Origin of the sequence: Gluconobacter japonicus, assembly GCF_002723975.1 — a bacterium.
GTDB lineage: Bacteria > Pseudomonadota > Alphaproteobacteria > Acetobacterales > Acetobacteraceae > Gluconobacter > Gluconobacter japonicus.
On the sequence record NZ_BEWO01000003.1, the window covers coordinates 113,357 to 134,166 of the forward strand.

The 20,810-nt window shown below is 57.2% G+C and carries 18 protein-coding genes; 9 read left to right on the forward strand and 9 right to left on the reverse strand.

Going from position 1 to position 20,810, the window contains the following annotated elements:
• The first annotated feature begins 65 nt into the window (after positions 1–65).
• Positions 66–1,010, forward strand: a complete 945-nt coding sequence (locus GJA01_RS03020) for an SMP-30/gluconolactonase/LRE family protein (RefSeq protein WP_062504755.1) — start codon at positions 66–68, stop codon at positions 1,008–1,010.
• Positions 1,011–1,019: 9 nt separating this feature from the next.
• Here the strand turns inward: GJA01_RS03020 and GJA01_RS03025 are convergent, their stop codons facing one another.
• The 3 genes from GJA01_RS03025 to GJA01_RS03035 all read right to left on the reverse strand — a co-directional run bounded on the left by GJA01_RS03025 (position 1,020) and on the right by GJA01_RS03035 (position 4,025).
• The gene (locus tag GJA01_RS03025; RefSeq protein WP_253783364.1) at positions 1,020–1,484 is read right to left on the reverse strand and encodes a hypothetical protein; all 465 of its coding nucleotides are present in this window, start codon (positions 1,482–1,484) and stop codon (positions 1,020–1,022) included.
• A gap of 58 nt (positions 1,485–1,542) precedes the next feature.
• Positions 1,543–2,796 carry a cation:proton antiporter gene (locus tag GJA01_RS03030; RefSeq protein WP_062504896.1) on the reverse strand — a complete coding sequence of 418 codons (1,254 nt, stop codon included), beginning with the start codon at positions 2,794–2,796 and terminating at the stop codon, positions 1,543–1,545.
• A 143-nt stretch (positions 2,797–2,939) separates the two neighbouring features.
• Positions 2,940–4,025: a DNA topoisomerase IB gene (locus GJA01_RS03035; RefSeq protein ID WP_062504753.1), complete on the reverse strand. Its 1,086-nt coding sequence runs from the start codon at positions 4,023–4,025 to the stop codon at positions 2,940–2,942.
• A 156-nt stretch (positions 4,026–4,181) separates the two neighbouring features.
• Here GJA01_RS03035 and GJA01_RS15225 point away from each other — a divergent pair, with 156 nt between their 5' ends.
• Positions 4,182–4,397 (forward strand): hypothetical protein, encoded by a 216-nt coding sequence (locus GJA01_RS15225; RefSeq protein ID WP_062022698.1) that lies wholly within the window; start codon positions 4,182–4,184, stop codon positions 4,395–4,397.
• Positions 4,398–4,412: 15 nt separating this feature from the next.
• Here the strand turns inward: GJA01_RS15225 and GJA01_RS03045 are convergent, their stop codons facing one another.
• The 5 genes from GJA01_RS03045 to GJA01_RS03065 are packed head-to-tail and all read right to left on the reverse strand — an operon-like array spanning position 4,413 to position 8,733.
• Positions 4,413–5,069 carry a glutathione S-transferase family protein gene (locus GJA01_RS03045; RefSeq protein WP_062504751.1) on the reverse strand — a complete coding sequence of 219 codons (657 nt, stop codon included), beginning with the start codon at positions 5,067–5,069 and terminating at the stop codon, positions 4,413–4,415.
• Positions 5,070–5,071: 2 nt separating this feature from the next.
• Positions 5,072–6,154: a tRNA 2-thiouridine(34) synthase MnmA gene (gene mnmA, locus GJA01_RS03050; RefSeq protein WP_061932016.1), complete on the reverse strand. Its 1,083-nt coding sequence runs from the start codon at positions 6,152–6,154 to the stop codon at positions 5,072–5,074.
• Between the two features lie 5 nt (positions 6,155–6,159).
• A complete protein-coding gene (locus GJA01_RS03055) occupies positions 6,160–6,474 on the reverse strand; it encodes a ferredoxin family 2Fe-2S iron-sulfur cluster binding protein (RefSeq protein ID WP_010504203.1) in 315 nt (104 codons plus the stop codon).
• Positions 6,475–6,490: 16 nt separating this feature from the next.
• Entirely contained in the window at positions 6,491–7,639 is a 1,149-nt protein-coding gene (locus tag GJA01_RS03060; RefSeq protein WP_062504749.1) for a cysteine desulfurase family protein, read from the reverse strand.
• A complete protein-coding gene (locus GJA01_RS03065; RefSeq protein ID WP_062504747.1) occupies positions 7,636–8,733 on the reverse strand; it encodes a cysteine desulfurase family protein in 1,098 nt (365 codons plus the stop codon). Before GJA01_RS03065 ends, GJA01_RS03060 begins: the two co-directional genes overlap by 4 nt.
• 137 nt (positions 8,734–8,870) lie before the next feature.
• On the opposite strand from GJA01_RS03065, the gene GJA01_RS03070 reads away from it, so the two are divergent.
• The 6 genes from GJA01_RS03070 to GJA01_RS03095 all read left to right on the forward strand — a co-directional run bounded on the left by GJA01_RS03070 (position 8,871) and on the right by GJA01_RS03095 (position 16,482).
• A complete protein-coding gene (locus tag GJA01_RS03070) occupies positions 8,871–9,536 on the forward strand; it encodes an alpha/beta hydrolase (protein WP_007281538.1) in 666 nt (221 codons plus the stop codon).
• 117 nt (positions 9,537–9,653) lie between these two features.
• Positions 9,654–10,517 (forward strand): ABC transporter ATP-binding protein, encoded by an 864-nt coding sequence (locus GJA01_RS03075; protein WP_062504745.1) that lies wholly within the window; start codon positions 9,654–9,656, stop codon positions 10,515–10,517.
• 4 nt (positions 10,518–10,521) lie between these two features.
• Positions 10,522–11,928 carry a hypothetical protein gene (locus GJA01_RS03080; RefSeq protein ID WP_062504743.1) on the forward strand — a complete coding sequence of 469 codons (1,407 nt, stop codon included), beginning with the start codon at positions 10,522–10,524 and terminating at the stop codon, positions 11,926–11,928.
• 309 nt (positions 11,929–12,237) lie between these two features.
• Positions 12,238–13,794, forward strand: coding sequence for a carbohydrate porin (locus GJA01_RS03085; RefSeq protein WP_062504741.1), 1,557 nt, complete (start codon positions 12,238–12,240; stop codon positions 13,792–13,794).
• Positions 13,795–13,882: 88 nt separating this feature from the next.
• Positions 13,883–14,263 carry a hypothetical protein gene (locus GJA01_RS03090; protein ID WP_062504739.1) on the forward strand — a complete coding sequence of 127 codons (381 nt, stop codon included), beginning with the start codon at positions 13,883–13,885 and terminating at the stop codon, positions 14,261–14,263.
• Positions 14,263–16,482 (forward strand): pyrroloquinoline quinone-dependent dehydrogenase, encoded by a 2,220-nt coding sequence (locus GJA01_RS03095; RefSeq protein WP_062504737.1) that lies wholly within the window; start codon positions 14,263–14,265, stop codon positions 16,480–16,482. Before GJA01_RS03090 ends, GJA01_RS03095 begins: the two co-directional genes overlap by 1 nt.
• Positions 16,483–16,584: 102 nt before the next feature.
• Here GJA01_RS03095 and GJA01_RS03100 read toward each other — a convergent pair whose 3' ends face one another.
• On the reverse strand, positions 16,585–19,374 hold the full coding sequence (locus GJA01_RS03100; protein WP_099282260.1) for a TonB-dependent receptor domain-containing protein: 2,790 nt from the start codon (positions 19,372–19,374) through the stop codon (positions 16,585–16,587).
• Positions 19,375–19,555: 181 nt separating this feature from the next.
• On the opposite strand from GJA01_RS03100, the gene tyrS reads away from it, so the two are divergent.
• Entirely contained in the window at positions 19,556–20,806 is a 1,251-nt protein-coding gene (gene tyrS / locus GJA01_RS03110; RefSeq protein ID WP_062502436.1) for a tyrosine--tRNA ligase, read from the forward strand.
• The last annotated feature ends 4 nt before the right edge of the window (positions 20,807–20,810 follow it).

The window sequence follows — 20,810 nt, forward strand, 5'->3', positions numbered from 1 at the left end:
CTCAGGAGACAGGCCGGAGACTCTGTGTCTCATCCCGGGTCGAGTGCAAAGGAAAGAGGCTACCTGTGAAGAATGTGCTTATCGGTACATTCCTGCGGCGCGCTGGAGCACCAAGAATTCTGGGTATCATGCCCGGCCTGAGGATCAATGATCCCCTTCTGGCAGCCGTACTGGATTTCGATACGCCGCTTCTTCTGTTGCATGAAGGAACGACACATGGTGAAGGCCCTGTCTGGGATGCCGAAGGAAACCGGTTGATCTGGTCAGATGTCATTTCCCGTCGATTGATGGCATGGCATCCGGACGGTCATGTCCACACGGTTCTTGATCCGACATGGTTCATCAATGGCAATGCCCTGCTCTCTGATGGGACAATGGCTCATTGTGAGCATGGCCGCCGGTGCATCAGTGTTTCCCACCCCGGAAAAGAGGCCCTGCCTCTCATCACGCATTATCAGGGTGGAAGGCTGAATGCGCCCAATGACATCGTTGCAGGACCGCACGATACACTCTGGTTTACAGACCCCGTTTTCGGCATCACGTCCCCCCGCGAAGGGTACATCGCAGACCCCGAACTGCCTCATCGGAGCGTGTACCGATACCATCGGCCGAGTGCCACGCTGACCCGCATGGCGGATCTGGATCAGCCAAATGGTCTGGCTTTTTCACCCGACGGCCATACACTGTATGTTTCGGATACGTCGCGGGCGATTGGCGGAGCCACGCACGCCATTCAGGCTTTTACCGTTGCGGAAAACGGTACTCTTTCCGAAGAGCACCCTTTTTACAGCGTTGAACACGGTATTCCCGATGGATTGGCCGTGGATCAACGTGGCTGGATCTGGACGACGTCAGAGACCGGAATTCACATCCTGGACAGTTCAGGATGCCCTCTCGGCTTCATCCGACTCCCCTATACCCCGACCAACTGCACATTCGGCGGCTCTGACAACCGCCGCCTGTTCATCACCTGCAACCAGCACCTTCTGGCGCTGGATCTCAGGGATTAAACCAGAAGATTACTGAGACGTATCACAGGCCTTTTTTGACCCCGGAAAATCTGAACACCCAGCTTTTCCAACGCCCCACTGATAGTCCTTTTCGTCGCTCGCCATTCCGTTGGGCGTCACCTGCGTCATGACGGCGGACAGATCGGAGACACGCCCCGCCGTATATTTCAGTTCGATATATCCGTTGTAGGCACCCGGGTTTTTATTGGCGCTCTGGAAGTAGCGGGCCTTATGGTCCTTTCCGGGCACACCAAGGATCTGCGTCACCTGCGCGGGGGTTGCGTTCTGAAGGCTCCGAAGCAAGTCTTCCGTAAAGCTGCGACACGTCACATCCGGGCGCTCGTCTTCACCGGGAAGCGCTGTCCAGCATCCTTTCTGTCCAGGGAAACCAGATGCGGCGGAAGCGCTTTCCGCTGCGCAAAACAGGCTTCCTGCCACCAGCATGAAGCCCATTGCATGTTTTACTGTCATCATTCTGTCCTGCTCCCGCCAGTCCATTCATCCTCTGCCAGATCGGACCGGCAGGCCATTATCAACTGGTACTCTTCGGATAAAGCCGATTGACCACCTTCTCCATCGTCAGCCCCTGCACAATGATTGTAAAGACCACCACGCCATAACACACCGGCAGGAGTGTCTCGCGAAGGCCCCCGGGAGGCAGCCCCAGAGCCAATGCCACGGAAATTCCCCCTCTCAGTCCGCCCCAGGTCAAAACACCGAGAGCTTTCCCACGCTCCCCCTTCCGCAAATGGACAGGCATGGTGGACAGAAAAACGCTCAGCCCCCTCACCACGACCGAAAGAGGAATGATGAGAAGGGTGGCCACCAGCGTCGGAAGATGTGGTGTGATTTCAAGAAGTTCGAACCCGATCAACAGAAACAGAAGCGCGTTCAGAATTTCATCAATCAGTCCCCAGAACGTCACCAGTTCCTGACGGGAATGTTCAGGAATGGCACGCTTTCCGGCATCCGTCGCCAGCCACATCCCTGCCACCACGACGGCAATCGGCCCTGACATGTGCAAGGCACTGGCAAGGCTGTATGTCCCCGTCGCAAGCGCAAGCGAGGCCAAAAGATCAATCTGCATATCCTTGACGCCACGGATGATCTTCAGCGCAACCCAGCCAGACACACCACCCAGCAGCCCACCTCCAACGGCTTCGATCAGAAACCGAACAACGAAATCGGTCATGGCGACACTCTGGGCCTCTCCCGTCGCGACACCGATCACCGTACCAAAAATGACAACCCCCACACCGTCATTGAACAGGCTTTCACCCGCGAAAACGGCCTGTAATGAGTCCGGCAAACCCAGCCGGCGCAGCATCCCAACAACGGAAACCGGGTCCGTGGGAGCGAGAATTGCTCCCAGTACAACACACCAACTGAATGGCACCTGCATGCCCAGCAGGGGAAAAACAAACCACGCTGCCACGGCAAGAAGGGCGACAGCCAGAACCGTTCCAAAAATCGCAAGCGCTGCCACGGCTTTTCCGCGGGCGAGCAGAAGTCCCAGATTAACCTGCATGGCACCTGCAAACAGCAGGAAGGACAATGCCCCTTCAAGAAAAGTCTCGGGCAGATTGACCTGCCCGAGCAGCGAACGGGGAATATGCTGAAGGTCATAGCCGGGAATCAGCGGGTTGATCAGCATGACCATCATCGAGATGACCATGGAAATCAGCAGGATACCAATTGTCATAGGCAGTTTGAGCAGGCGCTCGTTCAGCACACCGAAACACGTCGCGCCCACCATCAGTAATGCAAAAAGCCCGAGTGAATTCATATGCCCTGCTCCATCCTGCCCTGACTTTCCGCCGTCTGCCTGACCATCCATCCCGATCCGATCCGCATTTACCACTCACTGTCAGACACAGAAGCTTCTGTAACAAGCAGAGTTTCAATCGACAGATTTCAACATATCGCTGTTCAGGGTTTTACAGCGCCATTATTGTGAAGATACGGCAGTCGGTTCGCCAGAAAGCCGGTCACCGCCGCTTCCTCGGCAGATAACCCATGCTCTGGCGTTTCCAGAACATCCTGCGCCCGCTTCTGGAACGCCGCCCGCAGAGTTCCATCCAGATGGCCATCCACCACACAGGGGTTGATATAGCTTTTCCGACAGACGGCAGGCGTATTCCCTAACCGGGCAGCTACGGATTTCACAGCCTCGACAACCTGTTTCTTGGCTTTTGCCTTCGTATCGTAATCGCTGAACGCACAGAGTGTAACGGCCGCAAGCTGCGTGGCAGCCCAGGTCCGAAAATCCTTGGCCGTAATCTCTTCGCCTGTAATCGTCTGAAGATAAGCGTTCACGTCCTGCGAATGAACTTCATGGCGCGCGCCATCTTCGTCCAGATACTGAAACAGACGTTGCCCCGGCAGATCTTCCAGTCGGGAGACAAGTCGCGCCAGACGCGTATCAGACAGATCTAGATGCTGCTCGATGCCGTGCTTGGCGCGGAAGTCAAACGTGACGTGCTTTCCACTCACATCCACATGCCGATGGCGAAGGGTTGTAAGACCATAGCTTTTATTCTCACGCGCATAGCGGTCATTGCCAATCCGCGCCATCGTCCGTTCCATGATGAAGACAATTGCAGCCAGAACACGGTCCCGATCCAGCTTCTTGCGCGCCAGATCCTTGGCAACCTGCGCTCGTACCGCAGGAAGTTTCTCGCTGAACACGAGCATCCGATCAAACTTCGCAAGATCCCGCGTTTCGCGCCATTTGGGATGATAGCGATACTGCAACCGTCCGCGCGCATCCGTGCCCACGGCCTGCAGATGCCCCTCAGGGTCCGTACAGATCCACACATCCTGATAGGCCGGCGGAATACCAAGGCGTTTCAAACGATTAATGACGTCCTGATCGGCAATACGCGCCCCAGCAGGATCGTAATAAGCAAATCCTTTGCCAGCACGCTTGCGCGTAATCCCCGGCTCCGTCCGGTCAACATAGTGAAGCCCTGCGCGTCTGGCCTGTTTCTGCTCTGGTGAAAGTCGTGCCGTCACAAATCTGCGCCCCTGTCCGTCCGCCTGTAACAGCGTGCTTCAGCAACGGGAGTTTCGTCAGATCCGCTTACGGTTCCTTATACTTCCTGACATGACACTCACCCTTTCAAAGGCGACGTAGAAAGGAACGATTTTCAGAGCAGGGAAAGCATTGTCATGAAGCGACTATTGTGGGGATGCAGCCTACTCCTGCTCGCAGGCTGCGCCTCTCATCCACCGTCTGACATGTCAGAGACTGCCGATGGCGGGGATGGTGCGTCCTATACTCAAACGGCTGGCGGCCCAGGGGGAGGACATGGCGGCGGCAATAACATCTGGTCAGACGTCTTCCGCACCGCGCTGCAAACCGGAATGGGCTTCGTCCATCACTAAACGAAGCCAAAAGCCTTACTTGTCTTCGTAAGACAGTCGCCACTCAACGGGTTCGACATTTGCCAAAGCGTACCATTCCTGCATGAGGGGATGAGCCAACAACGTGTGCACCCATGTCTTTACGACCGGATCGACATCCAGCTGATAGGTATGAATGCGGATTGCGACAGGCGCATACATGCAGTCCGCAACCGTCAGGCTGCCACCGAACAGGTAAGGCGTGGCCGTACCAGACCGCAGAAGCGCGCCCTTCAGCGTCTCGCTCAGCAGAACAATATCCTTAGCAAGATCTTCGCTGATCTCTGCGAGAGGTGCAGGAACGCGCTCCACATCCATCGGACAATTCTGACGGATCGGGCGGAAACCGGCATGCATCTGCGCGCTGATGCTCCGGGCATGGGCCCGCACCACACGGTCCTGCGGCCAAAGAGTGGGCTCATACTCAGCGCAGTATTCGCAGATGGCCAGACTTTCCCAGACATTAGCGCCGTCATGCTGAAGATACGGCACCAGTTTGTTGGGAGACAGCGCGTGAATTTCCGTGGTCTTGCCACCGCCCTTGAGAGCAATGACCTTTTCTTCCACGTCCAGCTTCGCCAGTTTAACGGCCAGCCAGCCTCGCAGGGACCAAGACGAATAACGCCGCGATCCGATCAGAAGTGTCCCCGCCATATTTACGCTCCCGCCAGAATAAACCCGCCGCCCAAAACACGGCTTCCATCATACAGAACGCACGCCTGACCCGGCGCTGGCATGGCGGGTTCCGTCAATTCAACAAGCGCCTCACCATTAGCCAATGGCTTCACAACCGCCTCCCGGAGCTTCTCACGGGCGCGGATCTGGACGCCGCAGGAAACACCTTCAGGCGGCGCATCCATCAGCCAGTTCATATCCCGCAGACGGATTGTCTTGCGCGTCTCGACTTCAGTCGCCTGAACGCGCGGTCCAACGACAATCCGGCGCTTGGGTACATCAATCCGCGTCACCATCTGGCGCTCGCCAACGGCCGTATGGATGTCTCCCAGCCGCTTGCTCTGGCCGACCGTATAGCGCGCAACACCCTCATGATGCCCAAGGACATTGCCCTGTTCATCCACGATTTCGCCCTCACCCCGAATTTCGGGACGAAGCTTTTCTACGATATCGACGTAAGACCCGCTTGGGACGAAACAGATGTCCTGACTGTCCGGCTTGGCCGCGATTTCGAGCCCAAGCTCCTGCGCCAGTTCACGCACATGCGCCTTGTCCGGCATCTCGCCCAGCGGGAAGCGCAGATAATCGAGCTGATCTTTTGTCGTCGCAAACAGGAACCAGGTCTGGTCCCGTTCCGCATCAACCGGCCGGTGCATTTCCGCACCATCCGGGCCTTCCACGCGCCGGACATAATGCCCGGTCGCCATGGCTTCACAGCCCAGATCACGAGCCATACCCAGAAGATCCGTAAACTTCACGCCCTGATTGCAGGCCACGCACGGCACGGGCGTTTCCCCGCGCGCATAGGCGTCCGCGAAGTTCTCGATCACGCTGTCCCGAAAGCGGCTTTCCGCATCAATGACGTAATGCGGAAAATCCAGCTTATCCGCCACGGCGCGGGCATCCATGATGTCGCGCCCGGCACAGCACGCACCCGGCTTCGACGCCTGACCGTGATCGTAAAGCTGGAGTGTCGCGCCAATCACCTCGTGGCCCTGCCGTTTCAAAAGCGCGGCCACTACGGAGCTGTCCACGCCTCCCGACATGGCAACGAGGATACGCATGGTCTTCAGCCCGCCTTCGGAAGCTGAACAGTCAGGCCATTCAGGTCTTCGGTCATGACAATCTGGCAGCCCAGACGCGACGTCTGCTCCAGGCCGAACGCCAGATCGAGCATGTCTTCTTCATCGTCGGTCGGCTCGGACAGCTTGCCAGCCCATTCCGGGTCCACGATCACATGACAGGTGGCGCAGGCCAGCGAACCCTCACAGGCACCTTCAAGGTCAATGTCGTGCTTGTGGGCGATTTCCAGCACCGACAGGCCGACAGGGGCGTCAACTTCACGGCGGGAACCGTCACGTTCGATAAAGGTCATCTTGGGCATGGGCTGTCCGTCTTTTTCAGTCTCTTGAAGGTTGGCAGGTACGGACAGCTTCGATCAAAAGAGCCGCCGCACGGTCAATACCGGGCTTGGAGGTAGAGCGTCCGACCGACAGGCGCAAGCACCGCGATGCTTTCTCTGCAGAAAGTCCCATCGCCGTCAGCACATAGGACGGGGTAATTTCCGCGGCCGAGCAGGCCGATCCTGTAGACATAGCAACGTCCGGAACGTGTTCAAGGATGTCCGTCGCCCGAACGCCATCCGGCAGACAGATATTCAGTGCGCCGGGTAAACGTGTGATCTCGCCACCATTCAGTTCGCAGTCCGGGAGCGCCGTTTTAATCTGGCACCAGAGATCATTGCGAAGAGCAGAAATCTGCTGAATATCAGCCTCAAGCCTCTGTGCGGCCAGCTCCGCTGCTTTCCCGAAACCGACAATCAGAGGCGTGGGCAGTGTCCCCGAACGAAACGCGCGTTCTTGTCCCCCACCAGAAAAAAGTGGCTGCAATCGCACGCGAGGCCGACGCCGCACATACAACGCACCAATCCCTTTTGGACCATACATTTTGTGCGCGGAAAAAGAGGCAAGATCGACGTCCGTCAGTGAGACAGGAAGCTTCCCGGCCATCTGCGCCATATCGGTGTGAAACAGGGCACCTGCCCCCCGTACGATTCGTGACAGAGCCGGAATATCCTGCAACACGCCTGTCTCGTTATTGGCTGCCATGATGCTTACGAGCAGGGTTGGCACCGCCAGAGCATTCTGAAGCTCAGCAGGATCAACCCGCCCTTGGGAATCTACCCCCAGAATGACAGGCTCGACCCCTTCCGCTTCCAGATCCCGGACGGACTCCAGAACGCATTTATGCTCCGTGGCGACCGTAATAACCCGGCGGCGCTCATCACCCATCCGCCTGAAATGTCGAACCGCGCCTTTGATGGCGAGGTTATTGGCTTCGGTCGCGCCAGACGTGAACACCAGTTCGCGCGCTTCCACCCCCAACAGGTCAGCCACACTCTGCCGCGCCCGCTCAACAGCCTGAGCCGCCTTCTGCCCCGGACCATGCACACTGTGCGGATTGCCATAATCCTCGGCAAACCACGGCAACATTGCGTCAACGACAGCCGGATCACAGGGCGTGGTTGAAAAGTAATCCAGATAGATCATGACTCAACCTTCCGCAGACGCGCCGCCATGCGCTCGTAGGCAAGACAGAACGCCACAACCTGCTCTTCCCGAACATTCCAGGGCAACGACACACGGATGGCCTGACTGGCGCCAGTCGTTTCTCCCATGGCGGTCAGAACATGCGATGCCGAGACTTTTCCGGAGGAACAGGCCGACCCGGCAGAGACGCAGAACCCCTCCAGATCCAGCGTCATAAGCTGCACCTGAGCCGCAACACCATCCAGAATGAGGCAGCTCGTATTCGGCAACCGCGGAGCCCCACGACCGGCAACACGCGCCCCAGCCTCCATAGCCGTCTGCTCGACACGTTCCCGCAGACGATCAACAGCGCTCCAATCCTGCTTCTGCGCCTCTTCGAATGCTGTCGCCATCCCAAGAATTGCAGGGATCGCCTGTGTCCCTCCACGGCGCCCACGTTCCTGACCTCCACCAATCATCAGCGCATCAATCGGCTCATCCTGCGGCAGAAGCAGTGCCCCCGCTCCCTTTGGGCCTCCCATCTTGTGACCGGACAGGGCGACACTGCACTCCGTCAAGTCAAACGGAACACGCCCGGCGCTCTGAACAGCATCAACATGCAGATGCGCACCCGAGTCGCGGCAGAGTGTTGCCACATCGCGCAACGGTGACAGGACACCGGTTTCGTTGTTGGCGGACATCACGCACACCAATGTCGGCACACCATCGGACAGTTTTTTCCGCAGGTATTCGAGGTCCAGAACACCCTCTTTGCTTACGGGAATGATGTCCGCCTCAGGAGCGGCCTTGCGCACCGCGTCATGTTCCGTTGCACCGATCAGAATACGCCGCCCACGACCGAATGCATGAATGGCCATCGCATCAGCCTCGGTGCCCCCGGACGTAAACACGCAAGTCCCGGAAATCCGCCCGAAACCGGCACTGATCCGGCTTCGGGCATTTTCCAGAAACCGCCTGGCCTCACGCCCCTCCGCATGGACGGAAGACGGATTGCCAGACAGCATCAATCCTTCCAGCACAGTCTCCCTCGCCGCGGGGCGCAAAGGCTCGGTTGCATTGGCATCAAGATAGGTCGGAGCGGATGCGTTCGTCATGTTCCCTAGATCGTGCAGAGTTGCAGGAATCGCAATCCCGAGTCGATTTTGGTGGAAATTCGGGCTTTCAACTCGATATACAGACGCCCACCGGAAGGCAGGGCCGTAATCCTGCCGGACATAGAGCGAGAGTATACATGCCTGAAGTGATGTTCGCCGGCCCAGATGGCCGGCTTGAGGGTCGTTACCACCATTCCAGCGAACCAAACGCTCCCCTCGCCCTGGTGCTGCATCCCCATCCGCTCCACGGCGGCACCATGAATAACCGCATTACCTACACGATGTATCGCAGCTTCGAGAAGATGGGCTTCTCGGTCATGCGCTACAATTCGCGCGGCGTTGGCCGTTCGCAGGGCCGCTACGACGGTGGCATCGGTGAGATCTCCGATGCAGCTGCTGCCCTTGACTGGATGCAGATGGTCAACCCGAACTCCAGCGAACTGTGGATCGCCGGATATTCGTTCGGTGCGTTCGTCGGCATGCAGCTTTTGATGCGTCGTCCGGAAATCAGCGGCTGGATCAGCGTTGCTCCTCCGGCCAATGACTATGACTTCGGCTTCCTCGCGCCCTGCCCCTGCGGTGGCCTGATGATTGCCGGCGGCAAGGACGAAATGGCGCCAGAGCCGGGTATCCGCAAGCTGGTGGACAAGCTGAACACGCAGAAGAACGTGACGGTCGATTATCGTATCTTCGACGATGCCGACCATATCTTCGCCAAACAGGCTGACCGCGTTGGTGAAGCACTGGAAGATCATGTCATGACCATGCGCGGCCGCAAGGCTCTCGCACTGGCTGCTGACTGAACACATCTGACAGTCTCATGAAGAAAAAGGCCTGCGCCCTCCGGGACGCGGGCCTTTTCTTTTAAGACTCTTGATAAGACTGTTGCCGGTTCATACACATTATGTAACGACTGTTACATGACTAACCCGCAAGACGTCCTCCCCGTCCGCGTGACGGACCTCACCAAGTGTTTCGGTAACTTTACGGCTCTGGAGGGTGTTTCATTCACCGTACATCCGGGTGAGACCGTTGCCCTGCTGGGAAGGAATGGCGCGGGAAAGTCCACTCTCATCGGGTGCCTGATGGGCTTCCTTGTACCGGACAAGGGTTCGGTGGACCTGTTCGGTCAGAATGTTCTGAACCTTCCAAGGGAATTGCGCGCCAGAACCGGCTTTGTTCCGCAGACCATGACGGGGTTCGGAGCGTTTACCGTTGGCAAGCTGATTGATTATATCGGCGCCTTTTATGGGTCACTTCCGCCGGTCGATTCCACCCTTCTCCGCTGGGCTGATCTGGACCCTAAAAAGTTAGTCAAAAGTCTCTCGGGCGGTCAGCGCCAGCGCCTCGCAATCCTGCTGGCCATGCGTCATGCGCCGGACTTTCTGGTGCTGGATGAACCTGTTGCCAGTCTCGACCCTCACGCCCGACGGGATTTCATGAATCTGCTCGGAGACTATGCACGCCGCACCGGTGCCAGCGTTCTGATTTCCTCGCACATTCTTTCTGATCTGGAGCGCCTGTGCTCCCGCCTGCTGTTCCTCCGGCAAGGTCAGGTTGTGCTGGATGTTCCAACCACGGTGTTCCGCGCCACAACGCGCTGGCTGGATCACGCGACACCACATATCCTCAATGATCTTCCCCTCCAGATCATTGGGCAGCGCGAGACGGGGCTTCTCGTACATGGATGGTCGGAAGACGTCATGCTGCCTGAAGGCACAACGGTTTCCGTGCCCGATTTTGAGGATGCTTTCCTGGAAATCACTGCGACACAGGCTTCCTGAGCCCATGGCAGGATTTCGTCTTTCCCCGCTGGAATGGTCCGACCTGCGCAGAGCGCTTGGCCTTTACTTCTCAGCAACATTCCTGCGCAGCAACTACATGGCGCTAATGCTCGTGGGCTGGCTGATTGCCGCTCTTTGCGCGCTCTGGAACCTGCATGGTCTGCTCAAACACGAAACACTGGCACAGGCTCTTTCGCATACCAGCATCTTCTACGTCATTCTTATCGTCATATTTGTTCAGAGCGTACTCCAGCTTCATACGAACAATCAGATCGGCGGCTCACAGGCGCCTTCCATTCCCGGACTGGCCATTGCCGAAGCCCGTGCCGCCAGTATCGTCGCGAGCATAATCATTCTGGGCTTTGCCGGTCTGATGAGACTGCTGCCCATTCCTTTTCATGACGCCCTGTTTTTTATCCTGTTCAACGCCATTCCCTCAGCCGTGCAGTGGTATGCGCCGCCCCATGAGCAATCCGGGAAAAGGCGGCTTGCCATTGTTCTGTTCGGCGTCGCTCTCATGCTCGCCCAGTTTGCACTGGTGCTCGTTTCGGACGCCACCTTCTGGATGCTGACGCGCCCTGCGGCTCTTACCGTTCCCGCGAGCATCGTTTTATTCATCGGACTGATCGGCAGTATCCTGTCTCTGCCGAACCGGCTTCATGGCAGCACGCCTCTTACACCAGCCGCACATGAGCATCCCCTCCCGTCAGCAAGTACAGGTTCGAGCGTCGCGCGTTCCGCAAACAAAGCGCTGACACCCTATCAACTCCGTCAGATGCTCCTTGCTCCCATAACCCCCGTTACGCTCAGAACCGACATTCTGATCAGCCTGTTCGTCATTCCCGTGACGCTCTCCGTCTTTGCAACGATAGAGATGTTTCTCAGCCACCGCAGTTTCAGCGCGGCATGGCTTAAATCCGTTGGCACCGGTTGCATCATGCTGGTGATTGGAGACAAATGGCTTCTGGATCGACAGCACTGGCCGCTCCTGCTGGTCACCGGGCGGTTTGGAAGCAGACTGAAATTCGTGCAGGCTGTTTTCAAAGCCAAACTGTCCCGAATGCTGATCGTCACACCGATCCGTGTCCTCAGCCTTGTTGTGCCTTATGCTCTCCTGAAACCGCTTCTTCCTACCACTGCTTTTTATGACGCGCTGGACCTGATCGTCCTGGCCGTTGGCATGACCCTCTGCTCTGCCTTGCCATTCCTGTTGTTACGCTCCCCGGCAAAATCGATTGTTTTCGCCTTTAACCTCGCCCCGGTCCTCCTGATCCAGCTTTGCTCGCCCTTCCTGCTAGGCCTTAAATATGCTGGATACCTGGCCCTGGCCGCTCTTACCTTAGGCGCCTTCAGCTATCTCGTTGCGCCATATCGGATCAGCCGTTCAGACTGGCCTTACGAAAACGAATGATGGATCGCTTAACTGGATACACAGAAACAAAATCATCCGTGGTGACCAGCAATTGGGATACCACACAGAACCGTGATAAATATTGATACTGATTATTTTCAAAAATATCTCTCCGCGCAGAACCGCGAAAAAATAACAACGGATTTATTTCTTAATATTTCCAAATCTCGTTATCTGGATGCCTGTCAAAAACCTCTCAATTTTGTCATTCAACAGTCATTTTTTATCATGAAATATGTCCCTCCTGGGAAGTGGACTTGACCATTTACCCAAACAGACAATGGGGCACGGTTCACAACCGTTAAAACTATGCAGGCGTTTGCGAGACAATGGGTGACGTCTCTGGGGCTGGTTTGTGCCATGACCTCTGGGAGCACACTGATATCCGGTGAGGCACATGCCCAGTCCTCATCAACCGGTGCAATCGAAGGCCAGACAGACTCGTCGGGGCAAAAGCCGTTTCAGTCGAAAAGCAATGCCAAAAGCCGCGTCCGAACCATTCGGCCCGGACCTAAACCTGTAACCCCCACACCTGCGGGACCAGGAACAAATGACCTGTCACAATCTTCGACGACCGACGAAGGCTTTCTGCCAGCCAGTCTGCATGACTGGATGAAACAGAGCACCATGACGGGCAACTGGGGAGGCTGGCGGCCATGGCTGACGGACAAAGGCGTCAACATCACAGGCCATTACTTTCAGGATTCAGCCGGCAACCCGATGGGCGGCAAATCCCAGAACGTGAGGTACGCGCAAGAAATCGGCCTGAATTTTGATTTCGACCTCAAGAAACTAACTGGTTACAGCATTGGTCTTTTCCACTTCATCGTGACCTCTCGTGCTGGACAGGGTCTTGGCGCCAAACTCCCGGCCCTGAACAGCCCGCAGGAAATTTACGGCTCGCCTACAGTGCGCCTGTCCCTGCTGTCATGGGAAATGCACTGGAACCGCTACGTCGCAACAACAGCGGGTGAAATCAATTCCGAAACCGACTTCGAAACATGGTCCATGTACTGGGGCATGAACAACTACTGTCAGTTCCAGACCAACGCGATCTGCGGCATGCCGCAATCCATCGCCTACAACTCCGGCTACGGCTACTATCCGACCGCCCACCCCGGCGCGTGGGTGAAATTCTACCCGGCGGGGAACGATCATTATTCCATCCAGTTCGGCGTCTATTCTGCCGACCCGACGATCGGCAACACGCATAATGGCTGGAAACTGAACCTGCATGGAGCGACCGGAACATTCCTGCCGTTCCAGCTCGTCTGGCATCAAGGCGGCAAGGACGACTACAGCGGGCCTCTCCAGACCAACATCAAGGTCGGCGGCTACTGGGATACGTCGCAGGTCAACGATGTGTATTCTCAAGGTGGAATGTTTGAAATTCCAAGTAACTATCTAGTTAGTGCACCGACAGCGAAAGTACGTGGTCGCTTCGGTGGTTGGTTCCAGTTTGACCGGATGATCCAGCGAGACGCAGCGGACTCCCATCGCGGCACATCGTTCTTTGCCTCTTTCACATGGGGTGACCCGAGAACAGCCATTGCTCCCTATTTCGTGGACTGGGGCCTCACCCGCAAAGGCACATTCAAGAACCGCCCGGACGATACGGTCAGCCTTGGCATGAAGTTCCTCTGGGTCAACGCCAAAATCAGCAACTGGGTCGCGCAACTTCAGAAGGATGGTGCCACAGGACTTTACCGCCCAAGTGGGGAACATGCCATCGAGTTGAACTATGGCTGGCGCCCTACACCCTGGCTGCTCATTCGCCCTGGAGCACAGTACATCTGGAGCACAGGCGGAACAAATCGGTACAAAAATCCATTAATACTGGATTTTGAAACCGGAATTACTTTCTAAAAATCTCAATATGGACAAGTCACTATGAAATATATCCAAAATTCATTTCACTTTGACAAAACTTCACCTTCTACAGGAGAGACTTTCCATGCCTGTCACTAATGGTAACAGGACTCTGACGGAGTGGCTGACGCTGCTTCTGGGGGTCGTCATTCTTCTCGTGGGTCTGTTCTTCCTCATTGCGGGCGCTGATCTCGCGATGCTGGGTGGCTCAACCTACTACGCCCTCTGTGGCATCATCCTGGTTGCCAGCGGCGTCTTCATGCTCATGGGCCGCACGCTTGGCGCTTTCCTGTATCTGGGAGCGCTGGCTTACACATGGGTCTGGTCTCTGTGGGAAGTCGGGTTCAGCCCCGTTGACCTTCTGCCCCGCGCTTTCGGCCCGACCATCCTCGGTATTCTCGTCGCGCTGACCATTCCGGTCCTGCGTCGCATGGAAAGCCGTCGTACCCTCAGAGGAGCCGTCTGATGCGCCGGTCTCACCTTCTCGCAACAGCCGCTGGCCTCGCTCTCGCCTGTGCGCCACTCGCTGCTCACGCTCAGTTCGCCCCCGCAGGGTCAGGTGGTCCGCCTTCCGCGACTATTCCTGGCCCCGGCAACGCAGATGAGCCAAAGGAAAATACGCCACCAAACTCAAGCTACTTTGCAGGACCTTCGCCTTATGCCCCTCAGGCTCCGGGCGTGAATGCAGCCAATCTGCCAGATATTGAGTCAATCGATGCCTCGCAGGTCCCGGCCATGGCTCCGCAGCAGAGCGCAAACCCGTCCCGTGAGGACTGGCCTGCTTATGGACGGGACGACAAGGCCACGCGTTATTCTCCACTGACGGAACTGAACCCGGAAACAGTAAAACGCCTTGAACCAGCATTCGTCTATCATACCGGCAGCTATCCTCGCCCCGGTCAGACCAATAAATGGGCCGCTGAGACCACACCGATCAAGGTGGGGGACGGCCTTTACATGTGCTCGGCCCAGAACGACATCATGAAACTCGATCCTGCGACGGGTAAGGAGATCTGGCGTCGCAATCTCGGCGTCAAATATGAATCCATTCCCTACACGGCCGCCTGCAAAGGCGTGACGTATTTCACGTCTTCCGTCGTGCCGGAGGGCGAGCCCTGCCATAACCGTATCCTTGAAGGCACGCTGGATATGCGCCTCGTCGCCGTCGATGCGGCAACCGGCGCGTTCTGCCCGGCTTTCGGGCATAACGGTCAAGTCAATCTGATGCAGGGCCTTGGTGAATCCGTTCCGGGCTTTGTAGCCATGACGGCACCTCCGCCCGTTGTGAACGGTGTTGTGGTCGTAAACCACGAAGTGCTGGATGGTCAGCGTCGCTGGGCGCCATCTGGCGTCGTGCGTGGCTATGACGCGGAAAGTGGAAAATTCGTCTGGGCCTGGGATGTCGGCAACCCGGACGATCACAACCAGCCAACGGGCAACCGCCATTACAGCCGTGGAACGCCGAACTCCTGGGCCACCATGACAGGCGATAACGAACAGGGGCTGGTTTACGTCCCGACAGGCAATTCTGCCGGCGATTATTTCAGTGGTCTGCGCAGCCCGGCGGAAAATGCAGTTTCAACATCCGTTGTAGCGCTGGACGTCAAGACCGGCTCCCCACGCTGGGTCTATCAGACGACCCGCAAGGACGTCTGGGACTATGACATGGGCTCTCAGGTCACGATGATGGATATGCCTGGTTCGGATGGCACACCCACACCCGCCCTGATTGTGCCGACCAAACGTGGCCAGACCTTCGTTCTGGACCGCCAGACCGGCAAGCCGATCCTTCCTGTTGAAGAACGCCCGGCTCCCGCAGGAAATGTGCCAGGCGACAGCCGTGCGCCCACCCAGCCATGGTCCGTCGGAATGCCGGCTCTTCGGATGCCGGAGCTGAAAGAAAAGGACATGTGGGGCATGTCCCCCATTGATCAGCTTTACTGCCGCATCAAGTTCCGCAGCGCGCATTATGATGGTGAGTTCACAGCGCCCAGCCTCGACAAACCATGGATCATGTATCCCGGCAATAATGGCGGCAGCGACTGGGGGTCCATGTCCTATGATCCCAACACCGGCATTCTGGTGGCCAACTGGAACGCCTCGCCCATGTATGCGCAGCTCATTACCCGCAAGAAGGCGGACGCCCTTGGCCTGATGCCAATCGACGATCCGAACTACAAGCCCGGCGCAGGGGCTGCAGAAGGCAACGGCCCGATGGAAGGCACGCCCTATGCGATCGCCATTGCTCCCTTCTGGGACCCTGTCACCAAAATGCTGTGCCATCGGCCGCCCTATGGCATGATTACAGCCATCGACATGAAGCATGGCCAGAAGGTGCTGTGGCAGCACCCGCTCGGTACGGCTCGCGCCAATGGTCCGTGGGGTCTGCCGACGGGTCTGTCATGGGAAATCGGGACACCGAACAATGGCGGTTCCGTCGTGACAGCCGGAGGTCTGATCTTCATCGCCGCGGCAACAGACAACTTGATCCGCGCCATTGATGAACACACTGGCAAGGTTGTGTGGAGTGCCGTCCTGCCAGGTGGTGGTCAGGCCAACCCGATGACCTATGAGGCCAACGGGCATCAGTACGTTGCCATCATGGCCGGCGGACATCATTTCATGATGACGCCGATCACGGACCAGCTTGTAGTTTACGCCCTACCAGATGCCATCAAGCATTGAAGATCCCTGCCCGCATTTCTTGATGCGGGCAGGTCAGTCCAGACTGAATACCCGGGCTGAAACAGGAGAAGCATCCGACAGGATGCTTCTCCCTTTAAAACTTCAGAAATCCACTCCGACCTGAGCAAACACATATCGACCCGGGATAAACCCCGAATACTGTGCAACTGCTGTGTTGGATGCTCCATCCACAACAAAAGGCGGCTGACGGTTGAACAGATTGTTGACACCCGTATTGACCGTCCATCGCCCCGATCGATAGCCCAGCGTCACATCCTGAAGAAAAACGCCGGGCGACCGCGTACGCCCGGCTGTCTGCGGCGCCAGGTCATTCGTGCCATCATTCCAGTGCATGCCGCCAATATACTGCACCATGTAGGTCAGGCTGAACGCACCATGCTGCCAACTGACCGTGGTGTAACTCCGCTCACGCGGCATTCCGCTGCCTGACAGATACAGCAGTCGCCCCGTGTAATTCCGCCATGCCCCACCGGGTGTGTACTGCTGGAAATAGCCGATCAACTGCTGATAGTTTTCGGACAGGAACAGGCTGTCCTGCCGCCCCAGACGCATCCGATATGTGAGATCGATATCCAAACCGTTCGTACGCAAGCCGCCAAGGTTCTGCTGAACAGCGGAAATCGCCGTAAGCTGCCCGCTGGTGGACCGTGGGGACACAAGAGAGCACAGCTGCGGCTCCGTGCCGGTATAGCATCCGTCCAGAATATACTGCGTTCCCGGTGCGGAAATCATGTTCTGCAACGTGTAGTGCCAGTATTCGACGGACAGCGAGAGATGCGGCACCCAGTGCGGTGTGACGACTGTTCCGATTGTATAGGTGCGGCCCGTTTCAGGTTTCAATGCCGCGTTCCCGCCAGAAAGCGTGGGCAACTGTCCCACGAACGCCGAACTGAACGTCTCGGGATTGATCCCTTCAGACAGACACCTTGCCCGAACCGTTCCGGCCCGCGTTCCATAGGCCCCGGCCTGACTGCATGGGTCGGACGCAGACGGATAGCTCAGCGTGCGACCACCATAGAGACTGTAAATGCTTGGCTGCCGATAGGATGTCCCCAGTGTGGCGCGGAATGCAATGTCCTGCACAGGTGCCCAGTGCAGCCCGACTTTCCAGTTCTTCGTCGTCCCGAAGGTATTATAGGCCGAGACACGACCCTGAAGATCCACAGTCAGATCCCGCGCCAGAAAAGCATGTTCGAGAAGTGGAATTTTCCCTTCGACATACCCTTCCGTCACATGAAAGCCGCCACCCGTGTAAGCCGTTGTTGCGCCCGTGGAATCCCCGCGCTCCACAACGGGATCAGGCTTGTAGCTCAGCTGCTCGCTCCGGTGCTCCATCCCTAACGCCAGGCCGATCTGGCCGCCATGCCGGTATGGCAAGCTCAGAACATGGTTGTTATGGAAACGCAGATTGACGTCCCGCATCTGGTAATCCGCGTGGTCACGTTGCGTGAACCGGACGTAATTCGCGGCCTGTTCCGAATAAGGCGCGAACGGGTTCTGCAGAACGCATCCTGACGCTGCCACGCAGATATCCGGATTATATCGCACCGCACTCGACGAATTGGACGGATCAAGCTGTTCCGTGCTGGTCGTTTCCAGCAGGTGGCGATAATTCACCATGTTCTGCGTCTGTGCCGTTAATTGACTGACGCCGTAAGTCATGGATGCATCGTACTGCCAGTCCCCGACAATGCGTCCCTTCGCCCCTCCCATGACGGTCCAGGTATCAACAGCGAAATCATTCTGCCGGTATCCGATATCCTCCATCCTCTTCGTCACGGCATAGTCCTTGCCCCACGGATTATCGGGACTATCAGCCGGAATAATCCACGAGGATGGCAGGCTGGATGGTGGAATACTGCCCTGAACTGGTGCTGGCGAGAGCTGTCGAGAAGCCGCTGTGTGGCTGTACCGGACGTTGGAATAGAGTGTGATGTGTGCGTTCAGATCATAATGGGCATCACCGGAAAGCGCCGCGTTCTGATGAGAGTTCTGAAGCATCGATCCTTCGGCGAAATTGTACAGATCCGAAGACTGGAAGGCGCGAAATCCTCCGTTTCCATCAGACACCATTTTCTTTCCCGATATGGGATTAAACGCCACGCCACCGGGAATGATGGAAGAGCCAAAACTCGGCGCACCAGATGCGGGATTGTCATTCTGCGGAAGGGCCGCCCACTGGCGATCCCTGGAGGCTATCGGCCCGGTCGTATCGTACTGACCAAACAGCGTGATATTGCCGCGCCCGTGATCGAAATTGAAGCCCTTGTAGCCGGAAATCAGCCCGGAACGGCTATCGCCATATTGTGTGATACCACCCTTGATCGTCAGGTTGCCGCCCGTCAGATCATGTTTCAGGCGGATATTGATGACGCCCGAAACGGCATCCGCTCCGTAAAGCTCGGAGCCACCGTCTTTCAGGATCTCAATCCTGTCGATCTGCTGCACAGGAATGGCATTGAGATCCACACATTCCGAACCTGCATTCATGGCCGTGCGTTTGCCATCAATCAGGATAAGGACACGCCCCTGCCCCAGATTTCGCAAGTCCGTGCAGGAGACACCTCCGCCACCATTCGTGCGCGTATTCGGCGTTCCCGATGATCCGACGGAGGGTAGTCGTGTCAGATAATCTCCAAGGGAGATGGCGGATGTTCTCTGAATATCCTTGGATGAAATGATCTGAACCGGATTGGCTGTCCTGTTGCCCGCACCTGCCAGATACGATCCCGTGACAACGATATCTTCCGACTTCGAGGACTTTACGCTCTCTGTCCGATCATCGGCAAAAAGAGCTGGGCTCCACATCATGCCGCCAACCAGAGCCGGACAGAATGGGAGAGCGGCTTTGGAGAAGAAACGGAGACGCATGGGCGGACACACATTCAGATATTATGTTACGATATAACATATCCCTAATAGTCTGATGCCTGTTTCCTCAAGCGACAAACAATGACTGGCTCTCCTCGTCTGCGCGCAGTCGTGCTTTTGCAGATGTTATGATAGACAGGCTGTCCCTTCTCTTCAGACAGTGCAGCAACAAGACCGATCCATGCCAAAGAGTCCGTTCCTTCTCGAAGCCCAGGCACGCGGCCTGATCTTCCAGTGCACCGACCTCGATGCCCTCGATGCCGCCATGCAGGCTGGACCGATCACCGCTTATGTGGGCTTCGATCCAACGGCTGACTCCCTGCATGTCGGAAATGCCATGTCCATCATGGCGCTGCGCCTGCTCCAGAAGCATGGTCATCGCCCGATCGCTCTCATGGGTGGCGGTACGGCCAAGATCGGTGATCCGTCCTTCCGTGACGAGGCCCGTTCTCTCATGACGAACGAGACCATCGCGCACAACATCGCCGGGATCGAACAGTCCCTGCGCCAGTTCATCACCTTCAACGATGAAGACCCATCCAGCGGTGCAATTCTCGCGAACAATGCGGAATGGCTGGACAAGCTCTCCTACATCAACCTGCTGCAGGATGTTGGGGTTCATTTCTCCATCAGCCGCATGCTGTCTTTCGAGAGCGTGAAGCAGCGTCTGGACCGTGAGCAGGGCCTGACATTCCTGGAGTTCAACTACTCCATCCTGCAATCCTACGATTTCCGTGAACTGAACCGCCGCCATGGTGCCGTGCTTCAGATGGGCGGATCGGACCAGTGGGGCAACATTGTCGCCGGTATCGACCTGACGCGCCGCACGGATGGCAAGCAGGTATTCGGTCTCACCACACCTCTGGTCACTACGTCGTCCGGCGTGAAGATGGGCAAATCCGCGCAGGGAGCCACATGGGTCCGGGCCGAGAAGCGCTCCGTCTTCGAATACTGGCAGTTCTGGCGCAACACGGAAGACGCCGATGTCGGCCGTTTCCTCAAGCTCTTCACGGATCTGTCCGTTGAGGAATGTGAGCGTCTGGGTGCGCTTGAAGGCGCAGACATCAACGAAGCCAAGAAAATCCTCGCTACGGAAGCGACCGCCATCTGCCATGGCCGCATCGCTGCGGAAGAGGCTGCCGAGACGGCGCGCAAGGTCTTCGAACAGGGCTCCGCAACGGCTGCCCTGCCGGAAGTCGATCTTCCCGCCAATATGCTGGCAGAGGGCCTTCCGGCCTTCCGGGTGTTTCAGGAAGCCGGCTTGGCCGCCAGCGGTGGCGAGGCCCGTCGTCTGATCCGTGGCGGTGGCGGACGTGTGAATGACGCTGTCATTTCAGACGAAAATCAGGTCTTCACGCTCGATGACCTGCGTGAAGGCACGCTGAAGGTATCTTCCGGCAAAAAGAAGCATATTCTCATCCGTCCTGTCTGAAGCT

Excerpts from the sequence above, each read along its gene's own strand:
- GJA01_RS03025 (WP_253783364.1), bottom strand. The coding sequence starts at position 1,484 with ATGATGACAGTAAAACATGCAATGGGCTTCATGCTGGTGGCAGGAAGC.
- GJA01_RS03030 (WP_062504896.1), bottom strand. The coding sequence starts at position 2,796 with ATGAATTCACTCGGGCTTTTTGCATTACTGATGGTGGGCGCGACGTGT.
- GJA01_RS15225 (WP_062022698.1), top strand. The coding sequence starts at position 4,182 with ATGAAGCGACTATTGTGGGGATGCAGCCTACTCCTGCTCGCAGGCTGC.
- GJA01_RS03045 (WP_062504751.1), bottom strand. The coding sequence starts at position 5,069 with ATGGCGGGGACACTTCTGATCGGATCGCGGCGTTATTCGTCTTGGTCC.
- mnmA (WP_061932016.1), bottom strand. The coding sequence starts at position 6,154 with ATGCGTATCCTCGTTGCCATGTCGGGAGGCGTGGACAGCTCCGTAGTG.
- GJA01_RS03055 (WP_010504203.1), bottom strand. The coding sequence starts at position 6,474 with ATGCCCAAGATGACCTTTATCGAACGTGACGGTTCCCGCCGTGAAGTT.
- GJA01_RS03060 (WP_062504749.1), bottom strand. The coding sequence starts at position 7,639 with ATGATCTATCTGGATTACTTTTCAACCACGCCCTGTGATCCGGCTGTC.
- GJA01_RS03065 (WP_062504747.1), bottom strand. The coding sequence starts at position 8,733 with ATGACGAACGCATCCGCTCCGACCTATCTTGATGCCAATGCAACCGAG.
- GJA01_RS03070 (WP_007281538.1), top strand. The coding sequence starts at position 8,871 with ATGCCTGAAGTGATGTTCGCCGGCCCAGATGGCCGGCTTGAGGGTCGT.
- GJA01_RS03075 (WP_062504745.1), top strand. The coding sequence starts at position 9,654 with ATGACTAACCCGCAAGACGTCCTCCCCGTCCGCGTGACGGACCTCACC.
- GJA01_RS03080 (WP_062504743.1), top strand. The coding sequence starts at position 10,522 with ATGGCAGGATTTCGTCTTTCCCCGCTGGAATGGTCCGACCTGCGCAGA.
- GJA01_RS03085 (WP_062504741.1), top strand. The coding sequence starts at position 12,238 with ATGCAGGCGTTTGCGAGACAATGGGTGACGTCTCTGGGGCTGGTTTGT.
- GJA01_RS03090 (WP_062504739.1), top strand. The coding sequence starts at position 13,883 with ATGCCTGTCACTAATGGTAACAGGACTCTGACGGAGTGGCTGACGCTG.
- GJA01_RS03095 (WP_062504737.1), top strand. The coding sequence starts at position 14,263 with ATGCGCCGGTCTCACCTTCTCGCAACAGCCGCTGGCCTCGCTCTCGCC.
- GJA01_RS03100 (WP_099282260.1), bottom strand. The coding sequence starts at position 19,374 with ATGCGTCTCCGTTTCTTCTCCAAAGCCGCTCTCCCATTCTGTCCGGCT.
- tyrS (WP_062502436.1), top strand. The coding sequence starts at position 19,556 with ATGCCAAAGAGTCCGTTCCTTCTCGAAGCCCAGGCACGCGGCCTGATC.